Below are 15,671 nucleotides of genomic sequence, written 5' to 3' on the forward strand. Positions count from 1 at the left end.
TCAGGCTTTGCGACCCCCACCCTTGCCCCTCCCCGCAAGGGGGAGGGGGGTCCCGCGCTTTCTCGATCCAGCGGGCCTCCAGTCATGGCTGATCACCTCGTCTTCGACCGCGCGCTCTATCGCCGCCGGCTTTCGGCGGCGCTCGCTGCCGGCTATCCCGATTTCCTGCTCGCGCGCTGCGTCGCCGATCTCGACGAGCGGCTCTCCGCCGTGCTGCGCCGCTTTGAGCGGGCGGCCGATCTCGGCACGCCGTTGCCGCTCGCGGCGCCGGCGCTGCGGGCCCGGGCAGGCGAACTGCTGCGCATAGCGGAAGTGCCAGATACCAGCGCCGGCCTCGTTGGTGACCTGGAGGTACTGCCCTTCACGGCGGAATCGCTCGATCTCATCGCCTCCCTGCTGTCGTTGCACACCGTCAACGACCTGCCCGGCACGCTGGTGCAGATCAGGCGGAGCCTGCGCCCGGACGGCCTCTTTATCGCCTGCCTGCTCGCCGGCCAGAGCCTGACCGAATTGCGGCAGTCGCTGCTGGCGGCCGAGGTCGAATTGACCGGCGGCGCGAGCCCACGCGTCGCGCCTTTCGCCGACCTGCGTGACCTCGGTAGCCTGCTCCAGCGCGCAGGTTTTGCGCTGCCGGTGATCGACAGCGAGAGCGTCACGGTACGCTATGGCGACATGTTCGGGCTCTTGCGCGATCTGCGCGCCATGGGCTGGGCCAATGCGCTGACCGAGCGCAGCCGCAAGCCGCTGCGGCGCGGCGTGCTGCTGCGGGCGGCCGAACTCTATGCCGAGCGTTTTGCCGATCCCGATGGGCGTCTGCGCGCGACCTTCGAGGTCGTCTGGCTCTCCGGTTGGGCGCCGCATGAGAGCCAGCAGAAGCCGCTGCGACCCGGCTCGGCCAAGGCGCGGTTGGCCGATGCGCTCGGCGCGGTCGAGATCGGCACTGGCGACAAGGCGGGCGGGGGAGAGCGATGAGCGAGAGACCGGTCAGGCTGGGGCGGGCTGATTTCCGCCTGTTCCGCACGATCCCGACGCGCTGGGCCGACAATGACGTCTTCGGCCACGTCAACAACGTGATCTACTATAACTGGTTCGACACGGTGGTGAACGCCTGGCTGATCGAGCAGGGCTTTCTCGACGTGAAGGAAAGCAAGGTCGTCGGTCTCGTGGTCGGCACGCGCTGCGACTATTTCGAGAGCGTCGCTTTCCCTGAGGTCGTTGAGGGTGCGCTCGCGGTCGAAAGACTCGGCCGCTCCTCCGTGACCTATCGGATCGGGATTTTCCGACAGGGCGGCGCGCTGACAGCGGCGCAGGGCCTCTTCACTCATGTCTATGTCGAGCGCGGCCCGCAGACGCCGGTACCGATCCCGGCGAAGCTGCGTGCGGCGATGGCGGAGATCGGGGTGGGGTAGGCGCTTCGGCACCCCTCGCATCACGCGATCAGCAGGCCGCAATGCTCGGCGAAGGGATCGAAATCACGATCCTGATGCAGGAGGCGATAGCGGTTGGCGATGCAGTAGGTCGCGATGATCAGGTCGGGCGTCTTGCGGATGGTGATGCCACGGGCCCGCAGGTCGCGGTCGTGCGCGGCTCCCTCTCGCGCGAGAGCGGGAGAGAGCATGCGGGCGACCGCAAACCGACGCAGCCTTGTCTCGATGGCGAGAGCTTGCTGATCGCTTCGGGCGCCTCGCAGGATTTCCAGCAGAACGATGTCGCCGACGAGAACGTTCTGCGTTTCCTCCAGCTCGCGCAGCCTGTCCACCGGTGGTGAGCGATCGCCGCGAAGCAGCCCGATCCAGGCGGAGCTGTCGACGACGATCACCCGGTTTCGGCCGGATCGTCGATATCGCGCCGCATGGCGTCGAGATCGCCATCCCAGCCGAGTCCGTCGAGCTCTTTCAGCGCCTGACGCTGGCGATGCTGCTGCACCAGCTTGCGCAAGGCCTCCTCCACCGTCGCACGCTTGGTGGGCAAGCCCGTCGCTTTCATCGCTTCGGCGAGCAAGTCATCATCGAGCTCGATATTGGTGCGCACGGCAGCCTCGATGTGTAAGGGATGTGTAAAACATACACATCATGCGCCCGCCGTTCAATCGGCGCGCTCCAGCTGCGATTGTCTCCGCTGCCGTTTTCAGGCTATTGCCCCCGCTTGAGATCGAGCCTTTGGTTCGTCCCCTCCGTCAGGAACAGGCCGCGTGATTCCCAACGACATCAAGATCACCCCGCAGCTGGTCGCCGAGCATGGCCTCAAGCCGGACGAATATCAGCGCTTCCTGCACCTGATCGGGCGCGAGCCGACCATCACCGAGCTCGGCATCGTCTCGGCGATGTGGAACGAGCATTGCTCGTACAAGTCGTCGAAGATTCATCTGAAGACGCTGCCGACCAAGGCGCCCTGGGTGATCCAGGGGCCGGGCGAGAATGCCGGCGTGATCGACATCGGCGACGGCCTCGCCGTGGTCTTCAAGATGGAGAGCCACAACCACCCCTCCTTCATCGAGCCCTATCAGGGCGCGACGACGGGCGTCGGCGGCATCCTGCGCGACGTCTTCACCATGGGCGCGCGGCCGATCGCGGTGCTCGACGCGCTGCGCTTCGGCGATCCCAGCCATCCCAAGACCCGACATCTGGTCTCCGGCGTGGTCGCCGGTATCGGCGGCTACGGCAATTCCTTCGGCGTGCCCAATGTCGGCGGCGCCACCGGCTTCCACCGGCGCTATGACGGCAACAACCTCGTCAACGCCATGGCGGTCGGCCTCGCGCGCTCCGACGAGATCTTCTACGCCAAGGCCTCGGGCGTCGGGAAGGCGATCGTCTATCTCGGCTCCAAGACCGGCCGCGACGGCATCCATGGCGCGACCATGGCCTCGGCCGCCTTCGGCGAGGGCGGTGAGGAGCGACGCCCAACCGTGCAGGTCGGCGATCCCTTCGCCGAGAAGCTCTTGCTCGAAGCCTGCCTCGAGATCATGGCGGCCGGCCATGTCGATGCGATCCAGGACATGGGCGCGGCCGGCCTGACCTGCTCAGCCGTCGAGATGGGTGCCAAGGGCGATCTCGGCGTCGAGCTCGATCTCAACGCGGTGCCCTGCCGCGAAGACCAGATGAGCGCCTATGAGATGATGCTCTCGGAGAGCCAGGAGCGCATGCTCATGGTGATCAAGCCCGGCCATGAAGAGCCGGCCGAAGCGATCTTCCGCAAATGGGGTCTCGACTTCGCGGTCGTCGGCAAGACCACCGGCACGCTGCGCTTCGTCGTCAAGCACGATGGCGAGACGATGGCCGACCTGCCGATCAAGGAGCTCGGCGACGAAGCTCCCGAATACGACCGGCCCTGGGTCGAGACGCCGAAGCGGCCGGTGGTCGAGGCGGCAAGCGTGATACCGCCGATGTCGAACGCCGAGGCGCTGCTCGCGCTGGTCGGTTCGCCCGATCTCTCGTCGAAGCGCTGGATCTATGAGCAGTACGACACGCTGATCCTCGGCAATTCGGCGGTGACGCCGGGTGGTGATGCCGGCATTGTGCGGATCGAGGACGGGCCCAAGGGCCTCGCCATGACCGCCGACGTGACGCCGCGCTATTGCGAGGCCGATCCGTTCGAGGGCGGCAAGCAGGCTGTCGCCGAGGCCTGGCGCAACCTGACCGCGGTTGGTGCGACGCCGCTCGCGATCACCGACAACCTCAATTTCGGCAATCCCGAGCGGCCTGAGGTGATGGGCCAGCTCGTCGGCTGCATCCAGGGCATCGGCGAAGCCTGCCGAGCGCTCGATTTCCCAGTCGTCTCCGGCAATGTCTCGCTCTACAACGAGACCAACGGCGTCTCGATCCTTCCGACCCCGACGATCGGCGGCGTCGGCCTGCTCGCCGATGTGACGAAGCATGCGACTGTTGGTTTCAAGGCCGTAGGCGAGGCGATCGTCCTGATCGGTGAGACCAAGGGCTGCCTCGGACAATCCTCCTATCTCGCCACGGTCTGCGGCCGTGAGGAGGGCGCGCCGCCGCCGGTCGACCTTGCGATCGAGCGCCGCAATGGCGAGTTCGTGCGCTCCCTGATCTCGACTGGCCGAGTGACCACTTGCCACGACCTCTCGGATGGCGGGCTCGCGGTCGCGCTCGCCGAGATGGCGATGGCGAAGGGTATCGGCGCCAACATCGATGCGCTGCCGGCCGGGCCGGCCCATGCCGTGCTGTTCGGCGAGGACCAGGGCCGCTATCTGCTTTCGCTGCCGGCTGGTGCTGCCGAGGCGATCGTTGCCGAGGCGAAGGCTGTCGGCGTTCCGGCGCAGCTTATCGGCAAGACGGGCGGAAGCGAGCTGGTGCTGCCGGGCGAGGCCGCCGTCTCGATCGCCGCGCTGCGCGAGACACATGAGAGCTGGCTGCCCGACTATATGGCCGGCAAGGCCGCTTGATAGATTGCAAGGAACACCACCGTCATTGCGAGCGTGAGCGAAGCAATCCAGGAGACATAGAGCTCTGCCACTCCTGGATTGCTTCGTCGCTCCGCTCCTCGCAATGACGGAAACAGTCCGGATTTGGGGAGATCAGTCATGGCGATGGAAGCAAGCGAGATCGAGCGCATGATCAAGGCGGCGTTCCCCGACGCCGTCGTCGAGATCAAGGATCTCGCCGGTGACGGTGATCACTATGCCGCGACCGTGACCTCGGCCGCCTTCACGGGCAAGTCGCGCGTCCAGCAGCACCAGATGGTCTATGCCGCGCTGCAAGGAAACATGGGCGGCGTGCTGCACGCCCTTGCGCTGACGACGACGGTTCCCCAAGATTAGAACGAGTTCATCCAGCGGGCCTTGAACCCGCCGCAGGAGAAAAGACATGAGCGACGTCAACGCCCGCATCGATGCCGAAGTGAAGTCCAGCGACGTGGTGCTCTTCATGAAGGGCACGCCGCAATTCCCGATGTGCGGCTTTTCCGGCCAAGTCGTGCAGATCCTCTCTTACGTCGGCGTGCCGTTCAAGGGCGTCAACGTGCTCGAGGACCAGGAGATTCGCGAGGGCATCAAGGCCTATTCCAACTGGCCGACGATCCCGCAGCTCTACGTCAAGGGCGAGTTCGTCGGCGGCTGCGACATCACCCGCGAGATGTTCCAGGCTGGCGAGCTGCAGGCGCTGCTCGAAGAGAAGGGCATCGCCGTCAAGCAGGCGAGTTGAGCCTCGCGGGCGTTGCCCGCCGGCTTGTGCTATGAAGCGGCATGAGCGCCTACATCACCTTGCGTCAGCGCCATGAGCGCAAGCTTGCAAGCTATCGGATTTCGGTCGAGCGACTGAAGCCGATGCTTGCCGCTTATGCGAGCGCGCATGGCGGTGCCTTCATCCTGTTCGGTTCAGCGGCGCGCGGCGATGCAGGCGACCAGAGCGATGTCGATGTACTGGTCGATTTTCCCGATGAAAGTGTCATGGCCGCTTGCGGTTTCGCCGAGGATTCCTGCTGGGCGCTGGGCCTGAAGCCCGATGTGCGGCCGGTCATGTGGACCTCTGACAAGGTGGTGGCGCGCGCTCGGGAAGAGGGCGCGGTCCTGGCATGATGCAGGCATAGCGATGATGGCCGAACGCTGGGGCGATATCAAAGCTGACATTGCCGCGGCCAAGCGCCATTTTGCCGCCGCCGTGCGGATCAGCGAACAGGCGACTTTCGATCTCGACAGCGACAGCCATTACGATGCCGCCATGGCGCTGCAGCATGCGATGCTCGCCGGCTATACGTCTTTCGAGATGGGATTGCGACGCATTCTGGCGCTTCTTGGCGAGGACCCGCCAATCGGTCCGGACTGGCATGCTGCGCTGGTCCGGCGGGTCGCCACCCCGATCGAGAACGGCCGCCCTGGCATCATCAGCCCGAGCCTCGCCCGTGATATCGGTGAACTGATGCGCTTTCGGCACGTTGCCATGCACAGCTATGACGATTTCGATTTTGAGCGGGCCAAAGCAACGGTCGCTGCCGCGGCGCGCTTCGTCGCAGGTATAGACGGCGAGATCGCCGCTTTCCGCGCCGCTATCGATCCCGACTGAACTGCCTCACTTCACCAGAAGCCAGTCCTCGACCACCAGCGCATCCAGCCCGCTCGTATAGAACATCAGGATCGCATCCTCGCTTGAGTGCAGGATCGGCTTGCCCATGATGTTGAACGAGGTGTTGAGGATCACCGGCACGCCGGTCAGGGTGTGAAATGCCGATATCAGGGCGTGGTAGCGCGGATTGCGCTCGGCGGTGACGCTCTGCAGGCGCCCGGTCGCATCCTCATGGACGACGGCGGGAACGCGCGAGCGCACCTCCGGCTTCCAGACAAGCGTGCGCTCCATATAGGGCGAGTCCTGATAGTTCTCGAACCAGTCGGGACCATGCTCGGCCAGGATCGAGGGCGCGAAGGGCCGGAAGGCCTCGCGGTATTTCACCTTAGCGTTGAGGATGTCCTTGGCGTCGGTCGGGCGCGGATCGGCAAGGATCGAACGGTTTCCGAGCGCGCGCGGCCCGAATTCAGCCCGTCCTTGCGCCCAGCCGATAAGCTTGCCCTCGGCCAGGAGCGTCGCCGTCGCGACGACGATCTCGTCGGGCGAGAGCTTCTGCAGCCTCGGCTCCCAGACAGCCATGCGCTCGAAGGGCTCGGTCGAGAGGCTCGAGCCGAGATAGGGCGTCATTGGCCCCTTCGGCGCCTGCCAGTCCGGATTGGCCTCGGCATGGGCGAGCCAGGCGGCGCCGATCGCATTGCCGTCATCGGCCGGGGCGGAGGGGACATAGACCTGCCGGAAGCCGTGGCGGCCGACGATCTTGCCGTTGAAGGAGGAGTTCAGTGCGCAGCCGCCGGCGAGCACGAGGTTCTCCGACGGGCAGAGCGCGGCAGTCTCGGCGAGCAGCGCCTCCATCATCTCGGCGAAGACGTCCTGGCCGCAGCGCGAAAGATCGGCCCAGCCTTTGTCGAGCGCATCGGCCGGGCGGCGGGCGAGGATATCGACTGCGACTTGCTGGACGGTCGCGGCGTCGGCGAAGGTGAGCTTGGTGCCCTCGATACGATAGAGTTTGCGCAGCAGTGCGAGCAATTCGGGATCGCTTCGGCCATAGGGCGCCAGCCCCATGATCTTCCATTCCTCGCCTTTGGCCTGATCGAAGCCGGCGAGGTCGGTGACGAAGCCGAAATAGAAGCCGATCGATTCGCGGCCGCGATGGCGCTTCAGCTCGGTAAGGCGGCCATCTTTCAGGGCGAAGATCGCGGAAGCGCCGGTCTCACCCATGCCGTCGACGACGAGGCAGGCGGCATCGCGGAAGGGCGAGGACCAGCAGGCATACGCCGCGTGGCTGAGATGATGGCCGTAGCGCTTGATCCCGGTGATCTTCGCCTCGCCGAAGGCGCGGTCGAGCCCGAGCAAGGTGCCGAGGCCGGCGCGCTGCTGCTGGTGATGCAACGAGGCGATCAGAGCGCGCTCGCTGCGCTCCGGCACGAGCGAGCGGTTGAAGGCCGGTGAGAGCTTGAGCAGCGTGTCGAGGCTGAAGGCGCCGCCGCGGTTCATCTGGTCGAGGAAGCCGGTGAACTCCTCGCCCCAGCTGGTTGCGAGCCTGATCTCGGCGCCTTTGGGAATGTAGCGCTTGAGCAGGCTTTCCATCCGCACCGCCGTGTCCGGCTCGCAGTTCGGCGCTCGCTTGTACTGCAGGTAACGCTCGGCCGCTTCTGCGAACAGGACCTCCCCGGCCGGGTCGATGATGGCGATGGCCGGGTCGTGGAAAGTGGTGGCGAGGCCGATGGTGTAGCTCATGGCCGGCAGGATATGAAGCAGCCGGCTGGCCATGGCAAATGTTGCGGATCGGTGACGTCAGGCGATGGCGTCACGCGTTTCTCACTTCGCGAAAGCGATGCTGTCGGCGATCGCTTTGATCGCCGGCTCCAGCGTCGGGAAGGTCGCCTCCTCGGCGCTGACGATCATGCGCACGAAGCGGCCATCAGGGCCAAGACCCATGTACTGTGCGAAGCGCTTGACGACGGCGCCTTCCGTGGTCTTGCCCGAGAGCATCACGCCGCTGTCGCTGCCGACGAAGGCGGCCGTCTCGCGCTTGGTGATCTCGGCCTTCTCGAAGCCGCGCGTCGTCGACAGCAGCTTTTCACCGACAGCGGCCAATTGGCCGGCGGCAACCTGGCCGCCGATCTGATAGCTGACGATCAGCATCGGCTGCGAGCCCTTGGGGTCGACGTTGAGCGGGCCGACGGTCATCAGCACGCCAAGGCCGCCGAAGGTGTCGACGACGCGGAAGGGTTCGGCGGCGCGGACACGGAAGGGCAGGGCCGCGAGCTTCTGGTCTAGCGTCGGTTCCGCCCCCAGCGACACGGTCTTCAGCATGGCGACGACATCGTCGCCATCGAGATCGGAATCATCGGGCGCCTGCACCGTGATCATCACGGTCTTGGCGCCCTTGAGCAGCACGATCCATTTGTCGAAGGTCGCAGCGCCCAACGCCTGCTGGCCGGTCAGGATGCGGCCCTTGCCGGCGGCGGTCTCGATGTCCTCGGCGTCGTCGATGGTGATGTTCTGCTTGGCGAAGTTGGTCTTGGCCGTCTCGAGATTGGTGAACAGCGCCGACAATTGCGGATGCGCCTCGGGCGGCAGCTCGACGACGAGCACGGAGGCCTTTGCCTCGACGTTCTCCAGACCAGCGAACTTGGCCGATGGCGCGAAGCCCTTGAGCGGCGTCAGCGAGACCGTGGTTCCGGAAATCGCGGCGCGCTCCTGCGCCCGCACATTCGCCGTCAACCCGGCGACGAGAAGGCCGCTCATCGCCAGGCGAAGGGTCGTTCGGGCGGCATGGCGCACTATGCTCATGTCGAATCGGATCATCGCGTCGCTCCTGTACGATCGGTGGGCCCGCGTCGCCGACGGCAGGCCATGTTGTAACTGGCTCGGCGGGTACGGGTTCACATCCCGCGATCTTACGATCGAAGGATGAGGCTCGAGCCGCTTGTCGCTCTTGTGCGTGTCAGCGTCGTGATCGATGGAGCGTTATGGTCAGCGCCGGCCGATCGCGGCGGTGATCATCGCCTTGGCGTCGGCGCCGGCCCACTCGGCCGGGCCCTGGAGCAGAGCGAGCTCGCAGCCGGCGGGATCGACCAGCAGGCTGATCGGCATGCCTTCGACCTTCTTCACGGCGCGGATGTCCTGGAAGACCCTGGCCTGCGGGTCTGCATAATAGGCGAGACGAGAGATGTTCTTGTCGGCCAGCCACTTCTTCGGCTTGTCGGGGTGGCGCGTGTCGATGTTGATCGCGATCACCTCGAAATCGGGGCCGCCGAGCGCGCCCTGGAGCGCGTCGAGCGCCGGCATCTCGGTCAGGCAGGGCAGGCACCAGGTCGCCCAGAGGTTGACCAGCACGGTCTTGCCGCGAAAGGCCGAGAGGCTCATTGGCTTGCCGTCCGGGCCGTTGAAAGCGAGATCGGGCAGCAGCGCCGGCTGCTTGGCGACCTCGACGGCCGCGACTTCGCCCTTCGCCAGGGGACGCAGTGCATCCACCTTCGTCGCGGCTGCGCTGCAAGTGGAATTGCCGGCCGCGCCCCGCACGGAGTAGAAGGCCGCAGCGCCGCCGAGCGCAAGCAGCGCCAAGGCCCCACAGGCCGCCACCATTTTCGACCGAGACGTCATCGTGCGTCCTTGAAGAGCAGGAAAGACCGCCGTGAGCAACCGCATGTGGGGTGGGCGTTTCGCCACAGGTCCCGACGCCATCATGGAGGAGATCAACGCCTCCATCGATTTCGACCAGCGCCTGTGGCGCCAGGATATCCGCGGCTCGCTGGCGCACGCCGCGATGCTGGCCGAGACCGGCATCCTGACCCGTGAGGACGTGGACGCGATCTCGGCCGGACTCAAGGGCATCGAGGCCGAGATCGAGGCCGGGCGCTTCACGTTCTCGCGCGCGCTCGAAGACATCCACATGAATATCGAGAGCAATCTCAAGGAGCGGATCGGGCTTGCGGCCGGGCGCCTGCACACTGCCCGTTCGCGCAATGACCAGGTCGCCACCGACATGCGGCTCTGGGTGCGCGACGCGCTCGACCAGCTCGACGAGCAGGTCGCCGACCTCCAGCTCGCGCTGGCAGAGAAAGCCGAGACCTATGCCGGTGCGGTGATGCCGGGCTTCACCCATCTGCAGTCGGCCCAGCCGGTGACCTTCGGCCATCACCTGCTTGCCTATGTCGAGATGCTGGCGCGTGACCGCAGCCGTCTTCGTGACGCCCGCGAGCGCATGAACGAATGCCCGCTCGGTGCGGCGGCGCTCGCCGGCACCTCCTTCCCGATCGACCGCTACATGACGGCCAAGGCGCTCGGCTTTTCCCGGCCGACGGCGAATTCGCTCGATTCGGTCTCGGACCGCGATTTCGTGCTGGAGACGCTCTCGGCCGCCTCGATCTGTGCCATGCACCTGTCGCGCCTCGCCGAGGAGATCGTGCTGTGGGCGACGCCGCAATTCGGCTTCGTCAAGCTCTCCGACAAGTTCTCGACCGGCTCCTCGATCATGCCGCAGAAGCGCAATCCCGATGCGGCCGAGCTGGTGCGCGGCAAGGCGGGCCGCGTCTTCGGCGCGCTGCAAGGCATGCTGACGATGATGAAGGGCCTGCCGCTGACCTATTCGAAGGACATGCAGGAGGACAAGGAAGGCACCTTCGACGCGGTGCAGACCCTGTCGCTCTGCCTCGCTGCGAGCGCGGGCATGGTCCGCGACATGCAGCCCGACCTCAAGGTGATGAAGAAAGCAGCCGGCCTCGGCTACGCCACTGCGACCGACCTCGCCGACTGGCTGGTGCGCGTGCTCAAGATGCCGTTCCGCGACGCGCACCATGTCACCGGCCGGCTCGTCGGCATCGCGTCGGCCAAGGGTGTCGGGCTGGAGAAACTCTCGCTTGCCGAAATGCAGGAGATCGAGCCCAAGATCGGCGACGAGATCTTCGCCGTGCTCGGCGTCGAGCGCTCGGTGAAGAGCCGCACCAGCTATGGCGGCACCGCTCCCGCCAATGTGAAGCGGCAGGCCCGGCGCTGGCTGAAGCTGCTCGCCAAGGACGCGAAGCCGCAGCCATGATCCCGGCGCAAAGGCTCGCAAGCTTGCACGCCATTCGCTACACTCGTCCCGAAGCTTCGCCCAAGGATCATCGTTCGTGCCGCAATCCCGCCTGAAACTCGGCCGCACCGTGCTGGTGGTCGGCCTGCTTGGCCTCGCGCTCGCGGCTTGCGGCCGCCGTGGACCGTTGGAGCCGCCACCGGGCGCCAAGAATGCGATCGCCCTGCCCGACAAGCAGGTCGGCGCAGTGGAGAACACCTTCAATTCGACGGAAGCTTCGCCGCTCGGCAAGCCGCCGAAGACGAACAAGGCGATCGAGGTTCCTGAGAAGCCCTTCGTGCTCGACCCGTTGCTCTGAGTCTCCAATGCATCATTTTGCCTATCGCGACGGCGCGCTCTTCGCCGAGGATGTCGACCTGCGCGAGATCGCTGAGACGGTCGGAACGCCGGTCTATGTCTACTCTTCGGCGACGATCGAGCGGCATTACCGCCTCTACGAAGCGGCGATGAAGTCGACTGCGCCGGGCAAGCCGGCGCATGTCTTCTACGCCATGAAGGCGAACAGCAATCTCGGCGTGCTGAAGACGCTGGCGGCGCTCGGTGCCGGCGCCGACACGGTTTCCGAGGGCGAGATCCGCAAGGCGCTCGCGGCCGGCTTCCCGGCTGACAAGATCGTCTTCTCCGGCGTCGGCAAGGCTGAGAGCGAGCTCGCCTTCGCCGTCGAGGCCGGCATCTTTCAGGTCAATATCGAGACCGAGGGCGAGCTCGACCTGCTGTCGAAGGTGGCGCAGCGGCTGGGCAAGCGCCAGGAAGCGGTGTTCCGGGTCAATCCCGACATCGGCGCCGGCGGCCACGCCAAGATCACGACCGGCTCCTCGGCCAACAAGTTCGGCGTCTCCTTCGAGGAGGTGCACCGGCTCTATGCCCGTGCCGCCAATATGGCGGGCGTCAGGATCATGGGGCTCGCCGTGCATATCGGCAGCCAGATCCGCGAGGTCGATGCCTTCGAGGCGGCCTATGCCAAGATGCGTGATCTCGTGCTGGCGCTGCGGGCGGAAGGCCATCGCGTCGATCGCCTCGATCTCGGCGGCGGGCTCGGCATCCCCTATGACATTCCCAGGGAATTCGACCACGGCCCCGGTCTGATCGAGGCTTACGCCGCGATGGTTGCCAAGGTAACCGAGGGCCTCGACGCCGAGCTCGGTTTCGAGCCGGGTCGGCTGATCGTCGGCAATGCCGGCATCCTCTTGACCAGGGTGCTGCATCTCAATCCGCGCCCGACCAAGCAATTCCTCGTCGTCGACGCGGCGATGAACGACCTGCTGCGGCCGGCCATGTACGAAGCCTATCACGAAATCTGGCCGGTGGCGGAACCGGACGAGGGGGCGAAGACGATCGCCTATGACGTCGTCGGGCCGATCTGCGAATCAGGCGACACCTTCACCACCGGGCGCGATCTCTCCGAGCTGAAGCCCGGCGACCTCATCGCCTTCATGACCGCCGGGGCCTATGGCGCCAGCATGTCCTCGACTTACAATCAGCGCCCGCTCGTCGCCGAAGTGCTGGTGAAGGGCGATAAATTCGCCGTGACGCGGCCGCGCCAGACCTATGAGGAGCTGATCGGCACGGATCGTGCACCGCCCTGGCTGCCCTGAGAGCCGGATGACAGCTTGTTCGAATCGCTTGCGTTTCGAACAAGCTGTCTGAATCCGTCTCTTCAAAATGGTAGGAGCAGGATTCATGCGAAAAACCGGTTCCCACTTTTTCGCATCCTGCTCCGACGCTTCACAATAAGCGGAGCACCTGTGGGGTATCGCGCCTGAGTGCTGGTCACGCCACAATCACGTGCTAGCCTCTCCGCTCGATCGATGAAGCCAAGAGAGGCGCCGCGGGGGGCGGCTCGGAGCATCGGATGAGCGAAACACCGCGCCGTACGGCGCTTGACTCAGGTGGGACGATCCGCAAGCGGCTGGAACGCCTCACCATGGCGTCGCGGCTGTCGCTGGCCTGGGAGCGGCTTTGGCCCAAGCTCTGGGCGCCGCTCTGCGTCGTGCTGCTATTTCTCGCCGTTTCCTGGTTCGGGCTCTGGCTGCACCTGCCGTGGTGGGGCCGGGCCGCCGGCTCCGCCATCTTCGCTTTGGCGCTGCTCGGAAGCTTCTGGCCGGCCGTCACCGGCCGCTGGCCGAGCCGCCGCGAGGCGCTGGTCCGGCTCGACCACTCCATGGATGGCGCGCACCGCCCGGCAACCGCGCTCGAGGACACGCTTGCGGTCGGTGGCAAGGATCCGGTCTCGCAGGCGCTGTGGACGCTGCATATGCAGCGCCAGAGCGCCCATGTCGCGGCGCTCAAGGTCGCGCCGCCGCAGCCCCATATGGCGGGACGCGACAAGCGGGCGCTGCGTGCAGCGCCTCTGGTTGCCGCTGTCGCCGGCTTCTTCGTCGCGGGACACGAGGCCTTGCCGCGGCTCGCTGCGGCCTTCGACTGGCGCGGGCCGGCGCTCGCCGCCGCCGCGGTCCGGATCGATGCCTGGATCGATCCGCCGGCCTATACGCGGATGCCGCCGATCCTGATCGACTTTGCCAGACTGGCGAGCCCCAATTTCAACGTGCCCGAGAAGTCGACGGTGGTGGTGCGCATCGCCGGGCGCAGCGGCATGGATGTCGCGACCACAGGCCGGCTCGATGCCGTGCCGGTCGAGGGCAAGCCCGGCGAAGCCAAGCCGGCCGATGCCAAGGCGGCGCCGACGAATTCCGTTGCCGTGACGGAGAAACGCTACCTGCTTGCCGGCGACGGTACCTTGCGCATCACCGGCTCGGGCGCTCCCGGCCAGACGCTGAGCCTGCACGCGATCATAGACCAGAAGCCGGAGATCGCCTTCGCCGAGCCACCCAAGCCGGTCAGCGGCGTACAGGGCGGGCTCGGCATCAGCTACCGGGCCAAGGACGATTACGGCGTCGCTTCGGCCGAGGTCATCGTCTCGCGCGTCGCTCCGCTCGCGGGCGGCCGCTCGCTGGTCGAGGCGCCGAAGCAGATCCTGCCAGTGCCGTCCTCCGGCTCCGGCGAAGACGAGATGAAGAGCACGGTCGACTTCTCGGCCCATCCTTGGGCCGGCGCCAAGGTCAATATGAACCTCCTGGCGCGCGACGAGACCGGGCAGGAGGGACGCAGTGAGACCGTCGAGGTCGTGTTGCCGCAGCGGACCTTCACCAAGCCGCTGGCCAAGGCGCTGGTCGAGCAACGGCGCAAGTTGATCATGGATGTCGATACGCGCAAGAAGGTCCAGCTTGCGCTCGACGCGCTGATGATCGAACCCGATCGCTTCATGAAGGAGACCGGGGTCTATCTCGGCATGCGCATGATCGGCGAGCAGCTGCGCCGGGCCGCCAGCGACGACCAGCTGCGCGAGACCGCCGAGATGATGTGGGCGCTGGCGCTGCAGCTCGAGGATGGCGACCTGTCGGATGCCGAAAAGGCGCTGCGGGCCGCGCAGGAGAACCTGCAGCAGGCGCTTGATCGTGGCGCCACCGAGGACGAGATCAAGAAGCTCACCGAAGAAATGCGCCGCGCCATGGACCGGTTCATGCGCGAGCTCGCCCAGCAGATGCAGCGCCAGCAGCAGAATGGCGAGCAGAACCAGGCGCAGCTGCCCGAGAATTTCCGCACGGTGACGCCGCGTGACCTGCAGAACATGCTCAACCGCATCGAGGAGCTGTCGAAGCGCGGCGACATGGCCGAAGCGCAGCGCCTGATGGAGGAACTGAACAACCTCCTGAACAATCTCAAGACGGCGCGCCCCGGCCAGCAGGATCCACGTCAGCGCGAGATGAATCAGGCGCTCGGCGATCTCGACCGGATGACGCGCGAGCAGCAGCAATTGCGCGACGAGACCTACCAGCAGGACCAGCAGCGCCAGAACCGCGCCCAGCGCGGTCAGCGCCCCGGCCAGCAGCAGGCGCGTCCCGGCCAGCAGGGCCAGCGCCAGCAAGGGCAGCAGGGCCAGCGCGGGCAGCGTGGCCAGCAACCCGGACAGCAGCCTGGCGAGAGCGGCGAAGACGGTGAGGGCGAAGACGGCCAGAACGCGGAAGGCGGGCAGGGCCAGGGCCTGTCGCAGCGCCAGCAGGCCTTGCGCGAGCGCCTGCAGGACCTGCAGCGGCGCATGCGCGGCATGGGCGCCGACCCGGGCGAGCTCGGCGAGGCCGAGGACGCCATGCGCGAGGCCGAAGGCCAGCTCGGCCAGGGCCAGGACGGGCAGGCTGTCGACGCGCAGGGCCGTGCGCTCGAGGCCCTTCGCAAGGGTGGCCAGAACCTCGCCCAGCAGATGCAGGGCGAGCCAGGCGAAGGCGAGGGCAACGAGAACGCCTATGGCGAGCCTGACGGCCGCCCGGCCGGCCGGCCCTCGGCGCAGCAGCGCGACAACAACGATCCGCTCGGCCGGCCGCAGCGCCAGCGCGACTGGGCCGATGGCCGCGTGAGGGTACCCGGCGCCGATGAGAGCGCGACACAGCGGGCTCGGCGCATCCTCGAAGAGTTGCGCCGACGCCTTGGCGATCCGCTGCGTCCGACCGAGGAGCTCGATTATCTCGAGCGCCTGCTGCGGCGGAATTGAGCGGCGCTTCCCTTCTCCCCTTGCGGGA

The 15,671-nt window shown here is 66.5% G+C and carries 16 protein-coding genes; 11 read left to right on the forward strand and 5 right to left on the reverse strand.

Annotated elements, in window-relative coordinates:
* Positions 1-84 precede the first annotated feature (84 nt).
* Together ACSQ24_RS03830 and ACSQ24_RS03835 are read left to right on the forward strand one after the other, a co-directional pair.
* Positions 85-972: a methyltransferase domain-containing protein gene (locus ACSQ24_RS03830; RefSeq protein ID WP_436093404.1), complete on the forward strand. Its 888-nt coding sequence runs from the start codon at positions 85-87 to the stop codon at positions 970-972.
* A complete protein-coding gene (locus ACSQ24_RS03835; RefSeq protein ID WP_436093405.1) occupies positions 969-1,409 on the forward strand; it encodes an acyl-CoA thioesterase in 441 nt (146 codons plus the stop codon). The genes ACSQ24_RS03830 and ACSQ24_RS03835 overlap by 4 nt, the downstream gene beginning before the upstream one ends.
* A gap of 20 nt (positions 1,410-1,429) precedes the next feature.
* Here the strand turns inward: ACSQ24_RS03835 and vapC are convergent, their stop codons facing one another.
* Both vapC and ACSQ24_RS03845 read right to left on the reverse strand, forming a co-directional pair.
* A complete protein-coding gene (gene vapC / locus ACSQ24_RS03840; RefSeq protein ID WP_436093406.1) occupies positions 1,430-1,819 on the reverse strand; it encodes a type II toxin-antitoxin system VapC family toxin in 390 nt (129 codons plus the stop codon).
* Positions 1,816-2,031, reverse strand: coding sequence for a type II toxin-antitoxin system VapB family antitoxin (locus ACSQ24_RS03845; RefSeq protein WP_436093407.1), 216 nt, complete (start codon positions 2,029-2,031; stop codon positions 1,816-1,818). Before ACSQ24_RS03845 ends, vapC begins: the two co-directional genes overlap by 4 nt.
* 160 nt (positions 2,032-2,191) lie before the next feature.
* Between ACSQ24_RS03845 and purL the strand changes: the two genes are divergently transcribed.
* The 5 genes from purL to ACSQ24_RS03870 all read left to right on the forward strand — a co-directional run bounded on the left by purL (position 2,192) and on the right by ACSQ24_RS03870 (position 6,017).
* The gene (purL, locus tag ACSQ24_RS03850) at positions 2,192-4,402 is read left to right on the forward strand and encodes a phosphoribosylformylglycinamidine synthase subunit PurL (protein ID WP_436093408.1); all 2,211 of its coding nucleotides are present in this window, start codon (positions 2,192-2,194) and stop codon (positions 4,400-4,402) included.
* Between the two features lie 138 nt (positions 4,403-4,540).
* On the forward strand, positions 4,541-4,777 hold the full coding sequence (locus ACSQ24_RS03855) for a BolA/IbaG family iron-sulfur metabolism protein (protein ID WP_126115695.1): 237 nt from the start codon (positions 4,541-4,543) through the stop codon (positions 4,775-4,777).
* A gap of 46 nt (positions 4,778-4,823) precedes the next feature.
* The gene (gene grxD, locus ACSQ24_RS03860) at positions 4,824-5,159 is read left to right on the forward strand and encodes a Grx4 family monothiol glutaredoxin (protein WP_091836387.1); all 336 of its coding nucleotides are present in this window, start codon (positions 4,824-4,826) and stop codon (positions 5,157-5,159) included.
* A 41-nt stretch (positions 5,160-5,200) separates the two neighbouring features.
* Positions 5,201-5,533: a nucleotidyltransferase family protein gene (locus ACSQ24_RS03865; RefSeq protein WP_436093409.1), complete on the forward strand. Its 333-nt coding sequence runs from the start codon at positions 5,201-5,203 to the stop codon at positions 5,531-5,533.
* 13 nt (positions 5,534-5,546) lie between these two features.
* The gene (locus ACSQ24_RS03870; RefSeq protein ID WP_436093410.1) at positions 5,547-6,017 is read left to right on the forward strand and encodes a hypothetical protein; all 471 of its coding nucleotides are present in this window, start codon (positions 5,547-5,549) and stop codon (positions 6,015-6,017) included.
* A 6-nt stretch (positions 6,018-6,023) separates the two neighbouring features.
* Here ACSQ24_RS03870 and ACSQ24_RS03875 read toward each other — a convergent pair whose 3' ends face one another.
* From ACSQ24_RS03875 to tlpA, 3 genes are all read right to left on the reverse strand, one after another.
* The gene (locus ACSQ24_RS03875; RefSeq protein WP_436097817.1) at positions 6,024-7,754 is read right to left on the reverse strand and encodes a carbamoyltransferase family protein; all 1,731 of its coding nucleotides are present in this window, start codon (positions 7,752-7,754) and stop codon (positions 6,024-6,026) included.
* 81 nt (positions 7,755-7,835) lie between these two features.
* On the reverse strand, positions 7,836-8,828 hold the full coding sequence (locus tag ACSQ24_RS03880) for a hypothetical protein (protein ID WP_436093411.1): 993 nt from the start codon (positions 8,826-8,828) through the stop codon (positions 7,836-7,838).
* A gap of 168 nt (positions 8,829-8,996) precedes the next feature.
* Entirely contained in the window at positions 8,997-9,626 is a 630-nt protein-coding gene (gene tlpA / locus ACSQ24_RS03885) for a thiol:disulfide interchange protein TlpA (RefSeq protein WP_436093412.1), read from the reverse strand.
* A gap of 31 nt (positions 9,627-9,657) precedes the next feature.
* Between tlpA and argH the strand changes: the two genes are divergently transcribed.
* The 4 genes from argH (at position 9,658) to ACSQ24_RS03905 (ending at position 15,643) form a co-directional block, all read left to right on the forward strand.
* Positions 9,658-11,058, forward strand: coding sequence for an argininosuccinate lyase (gene argH, locus ACSQ24_RS03890; RefSeq protein ID WP_436093413.1), 1,401 nt, complete (start codon positions 9,658-9,660; stop codon positions 11,056-11,058).
* Between the two features lie 76 nt (positions 11,059-11,134).
* The gene (lptM, locus tag ACSQ24_RS03895) at positions 11,135-11,395 is read left to right on the forward strand and encodes an LPS translocon maturation chaperone LptM (protein WP_436093414.1); all 261 of its coding nucleotides are present in this window, start codon (positions 11,135-11,137) and stop codon (positions 11,393-11,395) included.
* A gap of 7 nt (positions 11,396-11,402) precedes the next feature.
* Complete coding sequence (lysA, locus tag ACSQ24_RS03900) at positions 11,403-12,692, forward strand: diaminopimelate decarboxylase (protein ID WP_436093415.1); 1,290 nt, start codon at positions 11,403-11,405, stop codon at positions 12,690-12,692.
* A 257-nt stretch (positions 12,693-12,949) separates the two neighbouring features.
* Positions 12,950-15,643, forward strand: coding sequence for a TIGR02302 family protein (locus ACSQ24_RS03905; RefSeq protein ID WP_436093416.1), 2,694 nt, complete (start codon positions 12,950-12,952; stop codon positions 15,641-15,643).
* Positions 15,644-15,671: the final 28 nt, after the last annotated feature.

This window comes from Allobosea sp. LjRoot237 (genome assembly GCF_964253285.1).
Lineage (GTDB): Bacteria > Pseudomonadota > Alphaproteobacteria > Rhizobiales > Beijerinckiaceae > Allobosea.